At 54.6% G+C, this 17,162-nt stretch carries 8 protein-coding genes; 2 read left to right on the top strand and 6 right to left on the bottom strand.

Annotation, left to right across the window (positions count from 1 at the left end; all coding sequences use genetic code 11):
- Nucleotides 1-52: 52 nt before the first annotated feature.
- The 5 genes from EDC26_RS01390 to EDC26_RS01370 form a co-directional block, all read right to left on the bottom strand.
- The gene (locus EDC26_RS01390; RefSeq protein WP_132579461.1) at nucleotides 53-1,672 is read right to left on the bottom strand and encodes a Fic family protein; all 1,620 of its coding nucleotides are present in this window, start codon (nucleotides 1,670-1,672) and stop codon (nucleotides 53-55) included.
- Nucleotides 1,673-2,384: 712 nt separating this feature from the next.
- Entirely contained in the window at nucleotides 2,385-5,561 is a 3,177-nt protein-coding gene (locus tag EDC26_RS01385) for a type III restriction-modification system endonuclease (protein ID WP_132579460.1), read from the bottom strand.
- Between the two features lie 10 nt (nucleotides 5,562-5,571).
- Nucleotides 5,572-7,443, bottom strand: coding sequence for a site-specific DNA-methyltransferase (locus EDC26_RS01380; protein WP_132579654.1), 1,872 nt, complete (start codon nucleotides 7,441-7,443; stop codon nucleotides 5,572-5,574).
- Nucleotides 7,443-8,144 (bottom strand): DUF4391 domain-containing protein, encoded by a 702-nt coding sequence (locus EDC26_RS01375; RefSeq protein WP_132579459.1) that lies wholly within the window; start codon nucleotides 8,142-8,144, stop codon nucleotides 7,443-7,445. The genes EDC26_RS01380 and EDC26_RS01375 overlap by 1 nt, the downstream gene beginning before the upstream one ends.
- Nucleotides 8,141-11,416 (bottom strand): helicase-related protein, encoded by a 3,276-nt coding sequence (locus EDC26_RS01370; RefSeq protein ID WP_132579458.1) that lies wholly within the window; start codon nucleotides 11,414-11,416, stop codon nucleotides 8,141-8,143. The genes EDC26_RS01375 and EDC26_RS01370 overlap by 4 nt, the downstream gene beginning before the upstream one ends.
- Before the next feature lie 201 nt (nucleotides 11,417-11,617).
- Between EDC26_RS01370 and EDC26_RS01365 the strand changes: the two genes are divergently transcribed.
- Together EDC26_RS01365 and EDC26_RS01360 are read left to right on the top strand one after the other, a co-directional pair.
- A complete protein-coding gene (locus tag EDC26_RS01365) occupies nucleotides 11,618-13,294 on the top strand; it encodes an ATP-dependent nuclease (protein WP_132579457.1) in 1,677 nt (558 codons plus the stop codon).
- Nucleotides 13,291-14,817, top strand: coding sequence for a DEAD/DEAH box helicase (locus EDC26_RS01360; RefSeq protein WP_132579456.1), 1,527 nt, complete (start codon nucleotides 13,291-13,293; stop codon nucleotides 14,815-14,817). Before EDC26_RS01365 ends, EDC26_RS01360 begins: the two co-directional genes overlap by 4 nt.
- Before the next feature lie 741 nt (nucleotides 14,818-15,558).
- On the opposite strand, the gene EDC26_RS01355 is transcribed toward EDC26_RS01360, so the two are convergent.
- Nucleotides 15,559-17,031 carry a S1 family peptidase gene (locus EDC26_RS01355; protein ID WP_132579455.1) on the bottom strand — a complete coding sequence of 491 codons (1,473 nt, stop codon included), beginning with the start codon at nucleotides 17,029-17,031 and terminating at the stop codon, nucleotides 15,559-15,561.
- Nucleotides 17,032-17,162 lie beyond the last annotated feature (131 nt).

Here is a 17,162-nt window from a genome sequence, read left to right as displayed (position 1 = left end):
CTGAGATCAGCGCTTGTAATGATCTACTATAAATTTCCTCATTGCTGTGCGTTCATGATTCCCTGCCAGCGGGCCGTGAAGGATGGTAGCGGTCGAGGATATGACTATCGGCGGGAGGGTCCTTTTGGAAAGCCAGGGATACGGTCTCGATGATCTCCGTCCATACGCCGGGCTCACTCAGTATTGGCATTTGCTTGGCCAGTGCATTGCTCAATTCACCGTTGTTTTGCTCAATCGATCTAAGGATGCGGTCTGCCTGGTGGTCAGGCATTTCGACAACCTCTTTGAGCGCCTGGCGAGCGCGCCCGTGGTTGCGCAGGTAGCGTGATTGCTCGCGCATCTGTTCTGTCAGAGTACGTGTGACGATGTTGGACAGGTAGACCACATGCGGCCCCAAATCAAGATAGCGCCACACAGGGCGAACCTGTTCATTTCCGTTGAACTCGAAGTTGGAAACGACGCCATCCGGATAACTGGTATGCCTGGATGTGAACGTTATATGTTCACGCGCCTCTTGCATCAGGGGTTTGGATACCTCATCCAGCACGCGATCATAATTGCGACGCTCTCCAGAATCGTCGGTGATGACTGCTGATACGGGGAGAATCACCGGCTCGGGCACCGCACCATCGCGCCGCAATGTGTCGTTGATCAGAAAACGGTGCACGCGACCATTGCCGTCAGCCAGCGGATGAATGTAGACGAAGCCGAAAGCGGCTACGGCACTGCGCATGACAGGCGATTGTCCTTGTGTGCGCTCAAGGAAAACGCGAAGGCCTTCCAGCATGGCCGCGACGTCATCTGCTGGTGGCGCCACATAATGCACAACATCCTGATAGCGTACAGTTTCTCCTACGAAGACGGGCGATTGGCGTAAGCCGAAATGGGTGAGCGTAGTGCGCTCGCCCAGTATCTCGCTTTGTAGTTGAGCAAGCGCGGTGTCGCTCAACGGGCTGTCGCCGTGGCCTGTTCTTCGGGCCATGACCTCGGCGAACCGTTCGATGCGGCTGGCGCGGTCTGCTTCACCCTCAATGGCAAAACTGGCCTTGCTTTCACGTAGGGTCATCCACACGGCGGCGCGTTGCAGCAGGTCTTCGCCGAATTCGTCCGTCAGGTTCTGGAAGAGCTGCGGTACATCCAAGGCCATGGCCAGGATCGTTGCGTCAGTCTTGACGATGGTCGGGCAAAAGTATCGTGTACCCGGCAAATTGTCGTTGATGCGCCAGCGCGGCACTTTCACCATGCGATCTGCTGAAGCCGCTACAAGTTTGGTGTTGTCGATGACATCGACATAATTGCCGCCGATGCGTTCCGGTATCTGTAAGGTATCTTCGGTCAACCACTCGTACAGAAAGCCAGCCCGGCGGGCATACTGCCCGGTCGGTTCGGCATCGACCCAGGCCTGAACAAAGGAGGGACCGGTCTTGGCGAACAGGCGAGACAGGAATTCGAGGTGCGGCACTTCGTGGCGCAGGTGGAATTGAAGGTGTGCTGCGGGCTCACGTGAAGGGCGCATGGTCTCCGGGTAGGTTTCCAGTCTGCCGCCGTTACTGATCTGTGTGGCCCGTCGCCCGCCGATCTGGCTTTGTACTGGTATACGCCCGGTCGGGAGAAGCTGATACGCCCGGGCTAGCCACGCCGCGCCAATAGGGTTGTTGGGAAGCTCACTCATGGAATGTTCCTGGTGCTGTTGCCGCAGGATGCGCAAAAATGATGAATTTATGCTGGCAACGCGTTAATTCGATTATGCCTGCATAAAATCAGTTAGAAAAGTCTTTTCCAGTGAAAATTTGATTTTTATATCTGCTCGGCAGCAAACTGGGTTTTTCACTCTGGTTGTTGCACAAAATCGATTACGCCTACTCGGAAACGATTAAAAATTAGTAATTCTGCACAAATTCGATTATTTGATGGGCTTATCACAGTTGCAATAAATTCTTGATTCCAGCCGTGACTCTAGCCGCGAGCAGCAGGCGAACCGTAGGCGGCACCCCGGTAATCCCCCTAAGAGTGGCCAAGGTAGTCGAGTTAAACGGCGCATCGCGCGGAAGACCGGATTGCGGCCGTTCGATTAGAGTAAGTCGAAAATTTCTATCCATAATTGAAAAATGGAACGAAATTCAATCATTCTGTCGGGTCGTATCCTTGACCCTATCACCTCCATCATCGCATGCGTTGAAGACCACGACGCAGTGTTATGCGAACTGAAATAAATCCTACGTGGTGTCGATGAGGTCGGCGACGTCGCTCGCATGTACCTGGAGGCAGTTGCGTCCGTATGGCTGGTGGCAGAGCTAGCCGGAGTTCAGGGGAGGGCTAGGAAAGGCCTTCGCTTGCACAAAGCCCCCCATTCTGGGCATTCAAAATTCCACTCATGAGCACGTCTACTGCACAACTTCCATGAGCTTTCCAAAGCTGTCCACGACATCGTAGCGGACGTTTTCCGGGGCGAAGCGTTTGTTCATTTCGGCAAAGAACTTGCGGGCGCACTCGATCTTTGTACGCTCGATCTCTCGTAATTCAAGGGATGACATGGAGCCCTTGGTCTCAGCCACGAAATAGATGTGCTTCACGCTGCCTTCTCGAAAGGCGATAGCCCAGTCGGGGTTGTAGTCGCCCACGGGGGTCGGGATCAGAAAGCCTCGGGGCAGCTTGGCATAGACCACCACGTCATTGGACGTGTCCAGTTCTTGTACGAACTGTCGTTCAATCTTGGAGTCCGTCAGCACATAGTCGTAGATATGGTGTTGCAGCCTGTTGCCGGCCTTGCTGAAGTCCTGCTTGGTCTGACCATCGGTGAAGATCGTCATGTCGTAACGGTCTTCGATGGCGTCGTAAGCCAGGTGCTCAATGACGCAGGTGGCCTTTTGTTCATTGATAAGCCGCCTGCCCTCTGCGATGAAATGCTCGGGGTTCTGTTTGAACTGGGCGAACACGGCTACATTGACGCCCTGCAAAATGGCAGCAATAGTACGGCGGGTCAATTGCGTGCCTTCGGCCAGTTTGCCGATCAGATCGTAGCGCACTGCGGAATGTACCGAATGCCGCTCAGATTTGGTGTCCGTCATGGTCAGGGCAAAGCTAGTGCCGCCTTTGATATCGTCGAAGGTGGCGCGAGTGGCTTGCTCGCCATGCTGAATGGTGTAGGTCAGAGGCGTAACCCGCAGGCTGGCATCCAGGGTCTCGGTTGCCTTGCGGATTAGTTCCTTATTGTCAAAGGCCACGCTGTAGGCGGCCTTGTGGTTGATTCGTTGCCACAGGGCCTTGAATTCCTGCTTTTCAAAATTATCGTTGACTGGGTTCTTCTTTGGGCGGCGGTCGTCTTCAATGGCGGGCACCTGCGCCTGGCTGAAGACGCTGTCGATTAGTTGCAAGACCAGTTCGGCGTGAATCTGCAAGGCATCTGGCAGCTCGGCCAGGACACCTGCCTGGCGTTCCTGGTAGTATTTGTCCGTGATATGGCGTTGTCGATCCACATACCCGTTCTGGATCAGGTAGAACTCGATATCGCCCGCCATGGCCTCGGTTACGGCAATTTGGCCAACTTCGGTTTGCAGCATCTTGCCGGTAAAGTAGGCTTGATCCGCAATGCGTGGGCGTTCCGAAAGTGATTCGCTGATGTCCTGCTGCAGGGCCGCGACAAAATGCTTGTAGCTTTCGCTGGCTACGACCGTGAGCACATTAATGTCGTGTACCGTGGCCGGGTTGTCCATGCGTTCGCCCTGTTGGTTGACCGCCAGGCGCAGGCCCCGGCCGACTTCCTGGCGGCGGGAAATCGTGTTGTCGCTGTGTTTTAGAGCGCAGATCACGAACACATTCGGGTTGTCCCAACCTTCTCGCAGTGCTGAATGCGAAAAGATGAAGCGTACATTTTTCCTAGCTCGTGCCTGCGCATTATCGTGAGGCGTGGGCAGCGACAGCAAGGTTTCCTTGTCTTTCAAGATCAGATCATAGGCGTCCACATCGTCTGAAAGGCCCGCGTTTTCGCCACGTGCGGCGGCCTTGGGGTCGACGAGCCGGCTGCTTTTCTTGTCGATGGCAAAGTAGCCGCAGTGGGTCTCGGCGGCGCTAATGTGCTTTACATACTGGATGTACGGGGTTTCGTCCAGGTCCAGGACTTCATTCAGCGCTTGGACGTATTCCTCTTCGAAGATGCGCGCGTATTCCCCTTTTTCATCGGCTGCGCTGTAATCGCGGTATTTGACGACCTCGTCGATGAAGAACAGGGTCAGCACCTTTACCCCCTGGGAAAAGAGAGCCTGTTCCTTATCGAAGTGTGCCTTGATTGCTTCGCGGATCTGGATGCGTCGTAGGGTGGTTTCATTGACATCGCCCAGAGCGTCGCCAACAACCAGTTCGACCCCGTTAGTGAAGCTTAAAGTATCCGTATTGGCATTGATGTCGCTGACGACATAACCCTGGCGATACTGATCCAGTCCATTGGACAGGTCAAACAAGTTGTCGCCCCTGGACAGTTTGCGGGTGACACGACGAATAGCGCCGCTGGCCCGTTTCTGCTCCAGTTCTACTGTTGCCACGGGTGGCCGTTTAGTGGAAATTTCGATGGATTGCAGATACAGATAGCTGTTGGTGCCATCCAGGCCCTTGACGGCGATACCGCGCACGGCAATCTTCTTCACCAGCCTCTGATTGTAGGCGTCCAGCGCATCCAGGCGGTGGATCCGGTTGTGGGTGGTCTTGTGTGTGGCCGAGTAGCGCAACACCATCAAGGCTTTGAAGTGTGTGAGCGATTCCAAGGTCTTCGTGCCTTCCATTTTCTGGGGTTCGTCCAGAATCAGAATAGGACGGTTGGCGCTGATGACGTCGATCGGCCTGCGCGACTGAAAATCGTCCAGTTCTTCGTAGATGCGGCGATTGTCCTTGCCCGTAGCATTGAAGGCCTGGACATTGATAATCATAAGGTTGATGCCGGCATCCGATGAAAAGCTTTCCAGGTGATGCAACTGCCTGGAATCGTAGATGAAGAAGCGAGCTTTCTTTTCGTACGTTTCCAGAAAGTGATCCGCCGTGATACTGATGGACTTGGCCACGCCCTCGCGGATGGCTATGCTGGGCACAACGATGATGAACTTGCTCCAGCCATATTGGCGGTTCAACTCGAAGATCGTCTTGATATAGCAGTAGGTCTTGCCGGTGCCGGTTTCCATCTCGATATCGAGATGTACAGGGGCGATCTGTTGGGCCAGATCCTTATAGGCCTTCTTTGCCGCCGTGCGCTGGCCTTTGGCATCCAAGGCATGAAAATCAGTCAGGGAGGCCGAGACAGGCAGATTTTGCTGTCTCTGAATGGCCTGGATATTTTGCAAAAGATCATCATCCAGCAAACCGATATCAGCGTTGCGAAAAGCCGCATCCAGATCGGCGGTGACGGGAGCTTCCATATCCAACACGGCCTGGGGATTCGCAGGTTTTACTGGCTGAATACCGGGGTCCAAGCGGTAGCGGATGCCGCCGTGAGCCGCTAGCTGGCCGTTGAAGCAGTCCACCACCGCCTCTACCGCCGCAGTCTGGTAGGCCTGGGTCTTGAATTTAAGCTTCATGACAGGGGCCTCAAATGCACTTGACGTCAGTGGCTGGGGATGCCGTTCTGAAAATCTGCTCTACGTTGATTTTGGCCGCGCTGTCACGGAATCCGGCATCGCGGAAGACCACGCGCAAAGGTTGATAGGTAGCCAGTTCCTTGACGAGGGCCTCGTCAACACCGCCATGGGCATCGAAGCAGGCGGCCAGCGCGTTGCCATCGACGAAGTAGATGTCCTTGCCCTGGATTGTTCTCTTCTCGATGGACAGGGCCAGGTCCACACCCCAGTCCAGCATGACCTGAAACAGCAGGTCTTCGGCTGTGCGGTCTGGCTTGATGTTGTCAAGGCTATTAAGCAGGTCGGCCTGGGATAGGACGTCTGGAGTGCTCAATACGTCATCCATATTGGTGGAGTCAACTTTTAGGACGCGGAAGCCGGTATCGACGTTTGGCATCATCCCCTTTGTATGCCCGGACAGTTGTGTGCCTGCTCGCTTGATACGGGTGATACACATTTCTGATATGGTCGATTCAGAAGACATGGCTTCTGGTAGCTGAATCATGATCCAGCGTCTATTGCCGCCATCTAATGAATTGCTTGAGAATGCAGCATGTGCTGTCGTGCCAGAACCGGCAAAAAAGTCCAACACAATCTCCTGCTCATATGAGTCAGTCGATATTTCCAGTATTCGCTGAATTAGCTTAACGGGCTTGGGTGTAATGAATATGTCATCGCCGCTAGATGCTTGAAGAAGCTTGCTTAATTCCTGCTTTGCGTTTCGCGTGCTGCCAACCTCTTTCCATGGCCAATAGGTCTGCGGGATTACACCGTCCCTTACTTCTGAAAGAAATTTCTTAATACCTGGTCTGTTATCACTGGACTCACCCCACCAAATTCTGTTGTCCGTCAAAAGTTCATTAAATTTTTCTTTTGATACACGCCAATAGCTTCCTGCCGGTGGTCCGCTAATGGTTCTACCGGCTGGTGTGGTGATTGGATAGGTCCCTTTACTGTAAAAATTACGGGCAGCAAGATCTCCGAGGAGCCACGGCCCTCTCGAGTCATTGTCTGGGTTTTTGTAGCGCTCTACCATTTTATCGCTGCGTGGAAGAAGTTTCGGTCGCCAAATGTTGGAGTTCTTCGCATACAACAAAATGTAATCGTGATCTTCACTCAAATACTTAGCAGAGTTTTTTGGGCTATCCATTTTGTGCCATATGATTGTGGCGATGAAATTTTCAGCACCAAATATTTCGTCGCAAAGGGATCTGAGGTTTTGGACCTCGCCGTCATCTATGCTGATGAAGATACTGCCATCCTCTTTTAGGAGTGTTCTGGCTAGACGGAGCCTTGGGGCCATCATGCTCAGCCAGTCCGAGTGAAACCGTCCATTGGACTCTGTGTTTGCGACCAGTCTGCCGCCTTGATCGTCCTTCTGACCGGAATCGGTCAGGTATTCATCCGTTTCGGCGCTGTAATCATCATCATAGATAAAGTCGCGCCCGGTGTTATAGGGCGGATCAATATAGATGACCTTCACTTTCCCGAGATACGTTTCCTGAAGCAGCTTCAACGCATCGAGATTATCGCCCTCGATGAACAAATTTTTCGTCGTGTCGAAATCCACGCTTTCTTCCCGGCAGGGCCGCAGGGTTTTTGAAATGGGGGCATTGGCCGTGAGCAGGGCTTCACGTTTTCCGGGCCAAGTGAGTTGGTAGCGTTCTTGCGGGCCTTCGATGATGACGTCAGCCAATTCTTGGCGTAGCAGATCGAAATCTACCGCCAATCGAATAGCACCGCGTGTATCCCGGGTTTCCGTGACGCAGCCGGGGAATCGCTTCCTGATATGGGCGATATTTTCCTGGGTTAGGTCGGGGCTATGCATTTTCAGTTTATCCATCACGTCATAATCTCTTGCAGTTCATTCTTCAGTTTTCGCAAGGCATGGTTAATGTCTACCTTGCGATTGAATTGTTTCTCTTTGGCCAATCGGCTGGCCATTTGGTCGATTTCGCGCTGCATGATTGTTACCTGGGCGACACGCTCTACCTGTTCCGTCAGGGTTTCCTTGGATCGTGCAGCCAGGGGAATCAACTGCCGTAGCAAGGTCTCATAGAGCCCGCTCAGGTCGAGTGTGCTAGGCAGTGCTGTTCTGGGGGTATCAGATGGCAGCCATGCAGTGCTGAAGTAGCTAGAGTGTACCCAGTGTTCAGGATCCGATTTGCCGCCGGACAGAGCAGGGCGCTTGTAGGCAGCAATGGCTTGTGTGCGGCCTTGGTGATACAGCTCGAAAATAATGGGCAGCGGAATGGCGTCATCCAGGCAGTGCAGCACGTCGTGATGCAGTGCTGGGGTTTTCAAGGCTAGGTGGAAGATCTGGATTTCCTGCACCTCAGACTGGGCGGGCAGGTTGATGGTGTCGGGCGCCAGTTTGTATGCCCAGACAATCTGGTCTACCTGCTCCACGAACAGGTCTTTGATGCGGGCGCCGGCGCCACTGTGCTGATAGACCTTGTTTTTTGGCAAGGACCGGTTGACGGCGGCCTGTTCCGGGTAGCGGATGAAGATAGGGTGGGGAGTGAGTAGTGCCTGGGCGCTCATGCCGCCTCCTGGATCACCAGGAAGCTGATCAATTCAAAATCGTCCAGGCCGGTAATGGTGTCCTTCAGAGCCGTAGTGGGGCCGCCGGAAAAGAGGCTGTCCAGATCGCTTTCTTCCTTGACCGTGATCATAGATTGGATCGCCTCGCCCAGCAGGCTGGAATAGGCCTGCATTTGGCGCCCATCTTGCGTGACCTCATTGAACGTACGGCAAACGTCTGCCACGGGTACTGCCTGGCCTTTGCAGGCGCTGCGGGCCAAGTCCAGGAGGCGCTTGACTTCGGTATGGTTGTGCACCACGGTGCCGTCTTGCCGCATGTAAATCAGATAATACGGATGCAGCCGGTTCTGCTGACGGATATTGACGCCCGAGTTACGGTTGCGCAAGGTAAAGATGACGCCCGGCACCAGGCCGAGCTCCAGCTGAGCGGCTACGACAGCATGCAGGCCGTTGGGGGTATTGTGAGGCTCACCGTAGATGTCGATGAAGTTCAGCAGATCCATGCGAAACTCGTTCAGACCCAGGTCGGTGATGGACACCCCGGTCTTCAGATCCTCCAGCTCGATCACCTCTTCCTGCAGGCGTTGTAGCTGTTCCTTGCGATAGGCGATGTCGTTCGCCTTGGCCGACAGTACATTGTCGTCGCCCGTGGCTGTGACATCGGCAATCATCATGCGGCTTTCGACACGTTCCTTCAGATTGATGTACTCATCCAGCGAAATATCCGGCCAGTAATTCACCAACTGGATGCTCTGGTTGAAGGACCCGATGCGGTCGATGCGGCCAAAGCGCTGGATGATACGTACCGGGTTCCAGTGGATATCGTAATTGATCAGATAGTCGCAATCCTGCAGATTTTGGCCTTCAGAAATGCAATCCGTGGCGATCAGCAGTTCGATCTCGGCAGGCTCCTGCGGTAGGACGGCCGCCTTTTCCTTGGATTTTGGGGAAAACAGGGTCAGCAGTTCCTGGAAGTCGTAGGTTTTCTTCAGGGTGGACCTGGGGGCACTTTTGCCGGTGATTTTGGCACTATGGAGATGATGTTCAGCCTGCAGCATAGGGGCCAGTTGCTTGAACAGGTAGTCAGCCGTGTCGGCAAAGGCCGTGAAGATTAGTATCTTGCGGTTGGCCGGGTTGATCGGTTGGGTAATCTTGTTCAAGACATGGGCAATAAGGTGCTGTAGCTTGGCGTCGTCCTGGGGCGTGATCTGGGTCATGGCGTCCAGCAGGTTCTGGATGACGTCCAGGTCGGCCTTCAGGTCGAACTCCCACGAGGGCAGGTCCATGTCGGCCAAGTTGATGCGTACCTTGCTGCCGATCTCCGAGGATTCATCATCCAGATCGGAAAGCTCGTCTTCGTCGGGGTCCAGGTCTTCCAGGGCCGCTGTGCGGTCGCCCACTGTGAGGGCCGTGCCGCTTTGTTGATGCGCGGTAATCTTGGTGAGCGTATCCAGGTGGTTGTTCTGTAGGGATTGCAGCGTCAGGCGAAAGGACGCTACCGAGCTTTCCAGGCGCTTGAGCAGGTTGGTGGTCATTAGCCGTTGCAGGCTCTTTTCCCGGTCGGACTGGCGCAGGGTGCCAGCCTGGCCAACTTTGGTGTCATACAGGTCTTCGTAGTGTTTCAGACGGCTGGGCAGGATATAGCTGATGGGGGCATAAACGGCCAGCGTCAGTTGTGAGAGCTGTTTGAAGATTTCGTTGAAGTCGGGAGCATCTGTGAGTTGGGTCAAGGGGCAGCGAAATGACAGCGGTTTGCGTCGGTCCGGGAAGGGGCCGATATCCTTAGTGTCGTAAAAGTTCTGGATATGCTTGCGTGAGCGGGCGATGGTGACACTGTCCAGCAGTTCGAAAAAATCGAAATCCAAAGCGTCCAGGATCGCCTGTGCGGTGCGCTGTTCCGGTGGCAGCTTGGCCCAGGTATTGAAGGCGGCCTGAGCACTGCGAAAAATGTCGTCGATGCTTTTTTCGGTGTGCAGTTTCTGGCTAAGATTTTCTGACTGGCCCTCGTAGGCCAGTGCCAGCTGATTTCGCAGGTCAGTGAAGCGATTGTTGACCGGCGTGGCCGAGAGCATCAGCACCTTGGTTTTCACGCCTTCCTGAATCACCTGGCGCATCAGGCGCTGGTAGCGGGTTTCCCTATCCTTGAATGCGTCGTTGTTGCGGAAATTGTGTGACTCGTCGATGACGACCAGATCGTAATTGCCCCAGTTCACGCGGTTCAGCGGCATGCCGAAGGATTCGCCCTTGCTGCGTCCTAGGTCGGTGTGGCAGAGCACGTCATAGCTGAAGCGGTCACGGGCGAAGATGTTGGTGGTGAGGTTGCGGCAGTAGGTCAGCCAATTGTCGGCCAGCTTTTTGGGGCAGAGCACGAGTACGGACTTATTGCGCAGCTCGTAGTATTTGACGACGGCCAGCGCCGTGAAGGTCTTGCCCAGGCCGACGCTGTCGGCCAAGATGCAGCCGTTGTAGGTTTCCAGCTTGTTGATGATGCCAGTTGCCGCATCACGTTGGTAGTTGAAGAGCTTGTTCCAGACCAAGGTATCCAGATAGCCCGTGTGCTCGTTGGGCAGTACGTCTTCGCTGATGTCATCCAGAAACTCGTTGAAGATATGATAGAGCATCAAAAAATAGAGGCTTTCGGGGGAATTTTCCTGATAGACCGAGGCAATGTGGTCGCAGATGCGCTCTGTCACGTCCTCCAGCTTCTCCGGGGCGTTCCAGATTTGGTCGAACAGGGTCAGATACGTGGTGGTTAGTGGAGCATCGTCGAGCTTGTTGACCAGGTTCGACACTGCATCGCCCTGCTGGTAGCCCAGGTCCACAGCCGTGAAACCCTGCAGCGGTAGGTAGGCCGCATCCGCTTGTGTGGACTGTATACAGGCAAATTGCTGCATGGGAGCCTTGTTGCGGTTGCTTTTGAATGTCGCCTTGCGGCGCAGCCAGTCGGCACATTCCCGTGCAATGGCCTTTTGCGTGAGCTTGTTGCGTAGCTGGATCTCGAATTCACTGCCGTACAGGCTGCGTTCGCGGTCCAGCTTGGGGATGAAGAATTCCCGGCGCTCGCGTCGGACCTTATCGGTAACCTCACTGGCTAGAAAGGTGGGTGCCGTGAAGATGAACTGTAGGGAGTCGATTTTTTCGAGTTCGGAGCGCAGGGCCTCGTAGGCATACATCGAGAAGCAGGACGCGGCGATCTTGAGTTTTGCGCCGGGTTTCAGCGTCTGCTTCAGGTCATCGCCCAGTAAGTGGTTGATGTTGTCGATGATTTGCATGGATATGCGTTGCCTATTGTTTTCTTGGGCGTTGCAATATGATACATGGGTAGGATGTAATTGGCCTATGGAGCGTGCTTAGCTAGCTAGGCGGCTTGTAACAAGGAGGGGGCAATAGTGGCTTCAATAGCATGGATCCGCAAGTTAACGATTCAGCACTTCAGGGGTATCCAGTCCCTAACATGGCTTCCGGCGGGTGGCATGAATGTGATTCTGGGTGGAGGAGACGTTGGAAAGACGACGATCCTGGAAGCGATTGCTTTGCTGCTCTCGCCATCGAACACTACAGTCCTCTCCGAGGTCGACTATTGGGAGCGGGACAGTACGCAAGAGTTCCAAATCGAAGCAGTTATGACACTGTCCGATGCCACAGGGATTGGATCACAGAACACTTTCGCATGGCCATGGTTGTGGGATGGGCAGGATGCCATTATTCCACCTGCAGATACGGACGATGATCTGTCAAGCTCTGGCGAGCCGGTGTACCGAGTGCGTGTAAGAGGGACCACAGAGCTGGAACTTGTATGGGAGATCGTCCAGCCCAACGATGAATGTAATCATTTCTCCGCTGCTATACGCCGGCGCCTTGGCTTGGTTCGGATGAGCGCAGATGGGCGCAATGACCGTGACCTTCGCTTGGTCTACGGATCTGCTCTGGATCGGTTGCTCTCCGACAATACTTTGCGTGCCCGCCTTGGCAAACAGGTATCTGGCCTTGACCTGCACAAGGCTCTCAATGATGAGGGGATGCAGGCAATTGAGTTGCTGGACACACGCATGGCAAATGCAGCCCTTCCTAATGCATTAAAGCTTGGCCTCATGGGCAGCCAAGGGTTGTCCATCGGTGCACTGATCGGGTTGTTGGCGGCCAAAAATGGCATTACGTTGCCCCTAAGCAGTTGGGGGGCTGGCACGCGTCGGATGGCTGCGCTGGAAATTGCCTCGTCAACGGAGAAGGAGGCAAGTGTCACCTTGGTCGATGAAATTGAGCGTGGTTTGGAGCCTTACCGCCTGCGCAAGCTGATCAACGCCTTGGCCGATCAACCGGGACAAATATTTATTACGACTCACAGTCCGGTTGCCATCGCCTGCGCGGAGTCAGCACATCTCTGGTATTTGGACAACCAGGGCGCAATAGGTTCGCTACCGCGGGACAAGATTGGCCCGCAGCAAAAGAGGGATCCTGAGACATTTCTAGCACGTATTGCTGTCATAGCGGAAGGACCTACTGAGGTCGGCTTTCTGCAATATTTGTTGGAAGAGGCTTTTGGAGGCAATCCGCTAGACCATGGTGTTCGAGTATGTGACGGCCAAGGCAACGATGCCACCTTAGATCTGCTTGAGACGCTTGCCACTTCCGGGTTGTTATTCGCTGGGTTGGTGGATAATGAGGGTACTGCGCCTCAACGCTGGATGAGACTTAAGGGGAAATTGAAGGAACGCCTGTATCAATGGCCAAATGGTTGCACGGAAGACTATGTGCTTGGGGCTGTGTCTGAAGAAAATCTTCTTGAGCTGCTGAAGGATAGTGAGGGCGAACTAGATGGCTACCGACTGCGAACTTTGGCGGATCGGCTCGGTATTCAGGAAAAGACGCTGGATGCGATCAGCACCGCACTGCATATATCGGGACAGACTTTGCGAACTCTGATTATTGCGGCTGCCACTGGCAATAAAGAGGACGCTCCCGAAGGGCAGGGTAAAGCCTGGAAGAAACATTCTCAACAATGGTTCAAGTCTAATGCTGGTGGGCGTGAGCTAGCCGAGAGGATGGTCGCACTGGGTGCATGGAGCGACATACAACCGCAACTGCTTCCGCTTATTAATTCGGTGCTAGTGGCAGCGGGGCGTCCCGCTTTGGAAAAACTTGATCTATGAGTGACGAGGCCGTCGCTACGCTTCTTCGATCGCGCGAGCCACTGGTGGTCATTGAGGCTGCCGCAGGCTGCGGTAAAACATACCAGGGTGCCGCTTACGCCAAGGACGTAGTTGGGCACCTTGGTGATGGCCGTTTGCTCATCTTGACGCATACTCATGCTGCATGTTCCGTATTTGCAGCTCGCACTAAAACAGCTGGCTCCCGTGTGGAAATCAAGACTATTGATGCCTTGATTTCGCAAATTGCTCTGGCATATCACAAGGCTCTGGATCTCCCTCCCAACATAATGTCCTGGGCCTGGCAGGACGGCGGACAGGGGTTCGAGATCATGGCTTCCAAGGTGGCGAGATTTCTTTGCTTACAGCCTATGGTGGCGCGTGCGCTTGCACGGCGATTTCCAGTAATCGTCTGTGATGAGCATCAAGACTCCAGTTTCGACCAGCATAGTGTCGTTATGTCGCTGTTGGCCGCTGGTGCGATAGTCCGCATCTTTGGTGATCCCATGCAGCGGATCTATGGCGCCAAGAGCGATAAGGCTGCGCGAGAGGACCGTGCTCGCTGGGATGCATTGAAGGCGCAAGGAGCCAGCGAAAAATTGATCATTCCGCATCGCTGGCAAGATGGCTGCCCTCATCTGGGAGCCTGGATTATCAAGGCTCGGGAGAGTATGGAGCAAGGGTTGCCAATCGATTTAAAAAATAACCTTCCCTCGTCGGTTAGGGTGTTAGTGGGCAACAACCTATCCCAGATGCGTACTGGCTATCAACTGTCCAGGGAACATCGAGTCTCGATTGACAGGGTGTTGCGCAACACCACTCAGTTGATGATCTTGGCCTCGCAGAATGACCTAGTGGTTGCGCTTCGGGCCTTCTGGGGAAGATCGGTCCCGATATGGGAAGGGCATACGCGTGAGGCATTGGTTACGCTTGTACAGACGCTGCGTAGCGAACAGGGGAATGCGGAGGCGTTGGCGCAAGGTGTAGCTTCCTTTATGGACAGTGTTGCTGCCGGATTTAGCCCATCAAGCCATGGAAACAGATTGATTCAAGAGGTCCGTACTGAAGCAGCCAAACCCACTACTGGAAAGCCTGCCAGCATACAGGCAATTGCACGATGCCTCCTGAATGATCCAACGCATATTGGAGTCTCGATTGCACTGCAGAAGATTCACGCCTTGATACAAGAGACTGCTCCGGGCTTTGATAAGGTGAAGATTGATTATCGTTCTGAGTTCAGAGATGCGATACGAATCGGACAGTTCGCGGATCCCGACGAAGGTTTCGCTGAGATATCGCGTATTCGCTCATACGCTCGTCCATCTCCGCCAAAGAAGGTCGTCAGCAGCATTCACAAAGCGAAGGGCCTAGAATGCGACCATGTGATGCTGATGGCTTGTGACAAGATGCAGTTCACATCAACTTTGTACGCGAAGTCCAAAATGTATGTCGCCCTCAGCAGGGCGAAGAAGAGTCTGACTTTAGTGGTTCCAACATCTAATCCCAGCCCTCTTTTCAAGCTCTGAAGCCTTCGAGTTTCGCTACCACCGGACTGTAAGAATATAAATAAGACCGCCAACAGGCGGTAGGGGCGCGCGCCGCGCGGGCCAGCATTCGCAATCAGTGCATATCGGGCCGTCGGTCCCGTTGTCATGAGTGCACGGCCCAAAACGCCGACTGTACCGCCATCCGTATCCGCTGCCCTGGCTTTCGCGGCATAAACGGCTTCCTCCCCGCAAGGCGGGTCCCCTCCATATATTCCACGCTCCTGTTCATCAGCCCCGGCCAGCAGTTCAGCACGGCAAGGCGACGAACTCACGGCAACGGCGGCAACCCCGCAGGAACCGTATTACTGCGAACGCCGAAAACCTACGACCAGGCTCGAAATCTTCGGCCCTGGTCAGCAGGAAACCAACCGGCTTTTGAAGGAACAGGAAAATGGAACACGTTACCTCATGCTAACCCGCGTCAGTGCTGACTCTTGAGGGGAGGGAGGACGGGCTTACACATGGTTATCCACAGATTCTGTGATGAGTAGGCGGCAGCTAACGACCGAGGCTGTGTGAAAACGTTAAAAAATCTTGGGGCGCTAAAAAATCGACCTTTCAGATCGACTGCTATTCAAATTTTTGGCGTTGGGAACGGTCTCCCTACCCACGCGTTTTCACGACATTTGAGTTTTCACACAGCCTCGACCCATTGAGGACATTGACTCGGCGTGCGCCCCTATCTTTGAAGTTGCTATTCACAGGTGGGCAAAGAAGCGATCAGCCATTAAGAGCAGGAATGTGGTACATACGCGGGGCACGCGGCTTAGGGCGTATCACGCCAGAAAAAGTAATCGACGCTTTCGTGAACTCTGCGGCCTCTCGCTCAAGGGTCAGCGTCGCCTCGAAATGGCAGCGCTGGACTAACTCCATGCTTGCCGTTGAGCTATCGACCGTGATGTTCATGAAGTGAGAGTCGTAGTCTCTAGCCTGCGCTAGATAGTCCGAAGCGGGCACTTGCATCGTCCACACGACCGATAGCAGATCAAAGGCGAAGGCTATGACGACGGTACCATCCTCGTCCTCCCGGGCAGACTGAAGGTCGGGATTCTCTAACCCCTCGAAGTCCTCGACAGTGAATTCGCAGATCGATGCTAAGCACGCTTCGGGAACATCAGATGCCGACAGAAAGCTACGTACCAACGGCAGTTCTAACCTTTTCAAGTGTGCCAGTGCGGCGTCGGCTGCTGCTGCCTCTACCTCAGACGGCCAGCGTTCTTCGAAGTCCTCCAACTGCAGACCGACAAGAGGCCTGCTGCCTGGCGGCGGCAACACAATTGACTCGGGATTCGCCGACACTGCCATCAGTTCGCTCTCAGGCTCGCTCAACATAATCGTGACGTTGCCGCGCTTGCTCCTTTTGACCTTCCCCTTGAGCTTTACGAGTCCGAGATCCCGGGCAGCGAACAGGTCGATTTCGCCCCTCAGCGCAAGCGATGGCAGCCGACTGGAGACTTTTATCCGAAGCGCCTCCCAGATGAGAGTGACGTACGACGGTCCGCCATCGAATGACGATGAGACGATGCCTACCAAGTCACCGTTAGCGTTCACTACCGGCCCACCGCTCATGCCACCCTTCGTATCCATCGCCACCTCGATGCACGCGGAAGGCATGCGTTCGCCTCGGCCTTGCGGGAATACCGCAGTCACTACCCCGGAGGTAACCAATGGGGTGATCAGCGCCGCAGCGCCTTGCAGCGCGTCGTGTCGGTAGCCGAACGCCCACAGGCGCTCACCGACAAGGGGCAGAGAAATCTGCAATGGCGCAAGCGTCAGTGGATGGTGCTCGAGCGCCTCGGAGTTCAGCGTGCAGCTCAAAAGCGAGACGTCTGAGACGATCCGGCGATCCGCTTCGAAGATACTGGGGCCCGTCAATGTTGATCTCTCGCGTGGCAGCCAAGCACGCGCCCCGTCTGGCAGGAATGTCAGTAGCACCGGATCGGCATTCTGCGCAGTGAACTCTGCAAGGACGTGCGTGGCAGCCACGACCAATCCGGGGCCAATCATGACGCCGCTGCCCAAGACGGTGGGGCCGTTTTCTTCCATCAAGGCGAGGGCAACCAGCGCATCCCCAGCCTCGTGCAACGACCCCATAGGCGCAATACCGTCATCGCTGGTGTAGACGGCGGTGACCCAGGATCGTCGCAGCGTCGCCAGTGCTGGATTGTCTTCGGTGATGCGGGCTGAAGTCATCAGTATTTATCCATGTTCAAAGGTTCGTTGACGACTCCTTGGTTTCGGAATGCCGCTGCCAGAGGCCGTGCCGGGCGTCGATGTTGGCATTCTACTGATTGCGGCGAGTGGGTATGGCTGATTGGTGGAAC

Origin of the sequence: Paralcaligenes ureilyticus (assembly GCF_004346225.1) — a bacterium.
Classification (GTDB): Bacteria; Pseudomonadota; Gammaproteobacteria; order Burkholderiales; family Burkholderiaceae_B; genus Paralcaligenes; species Paralcaligenes ureilyticus.
This window is presented reverse-complemented; position numbering and strand designations above follow the sequence as displayed.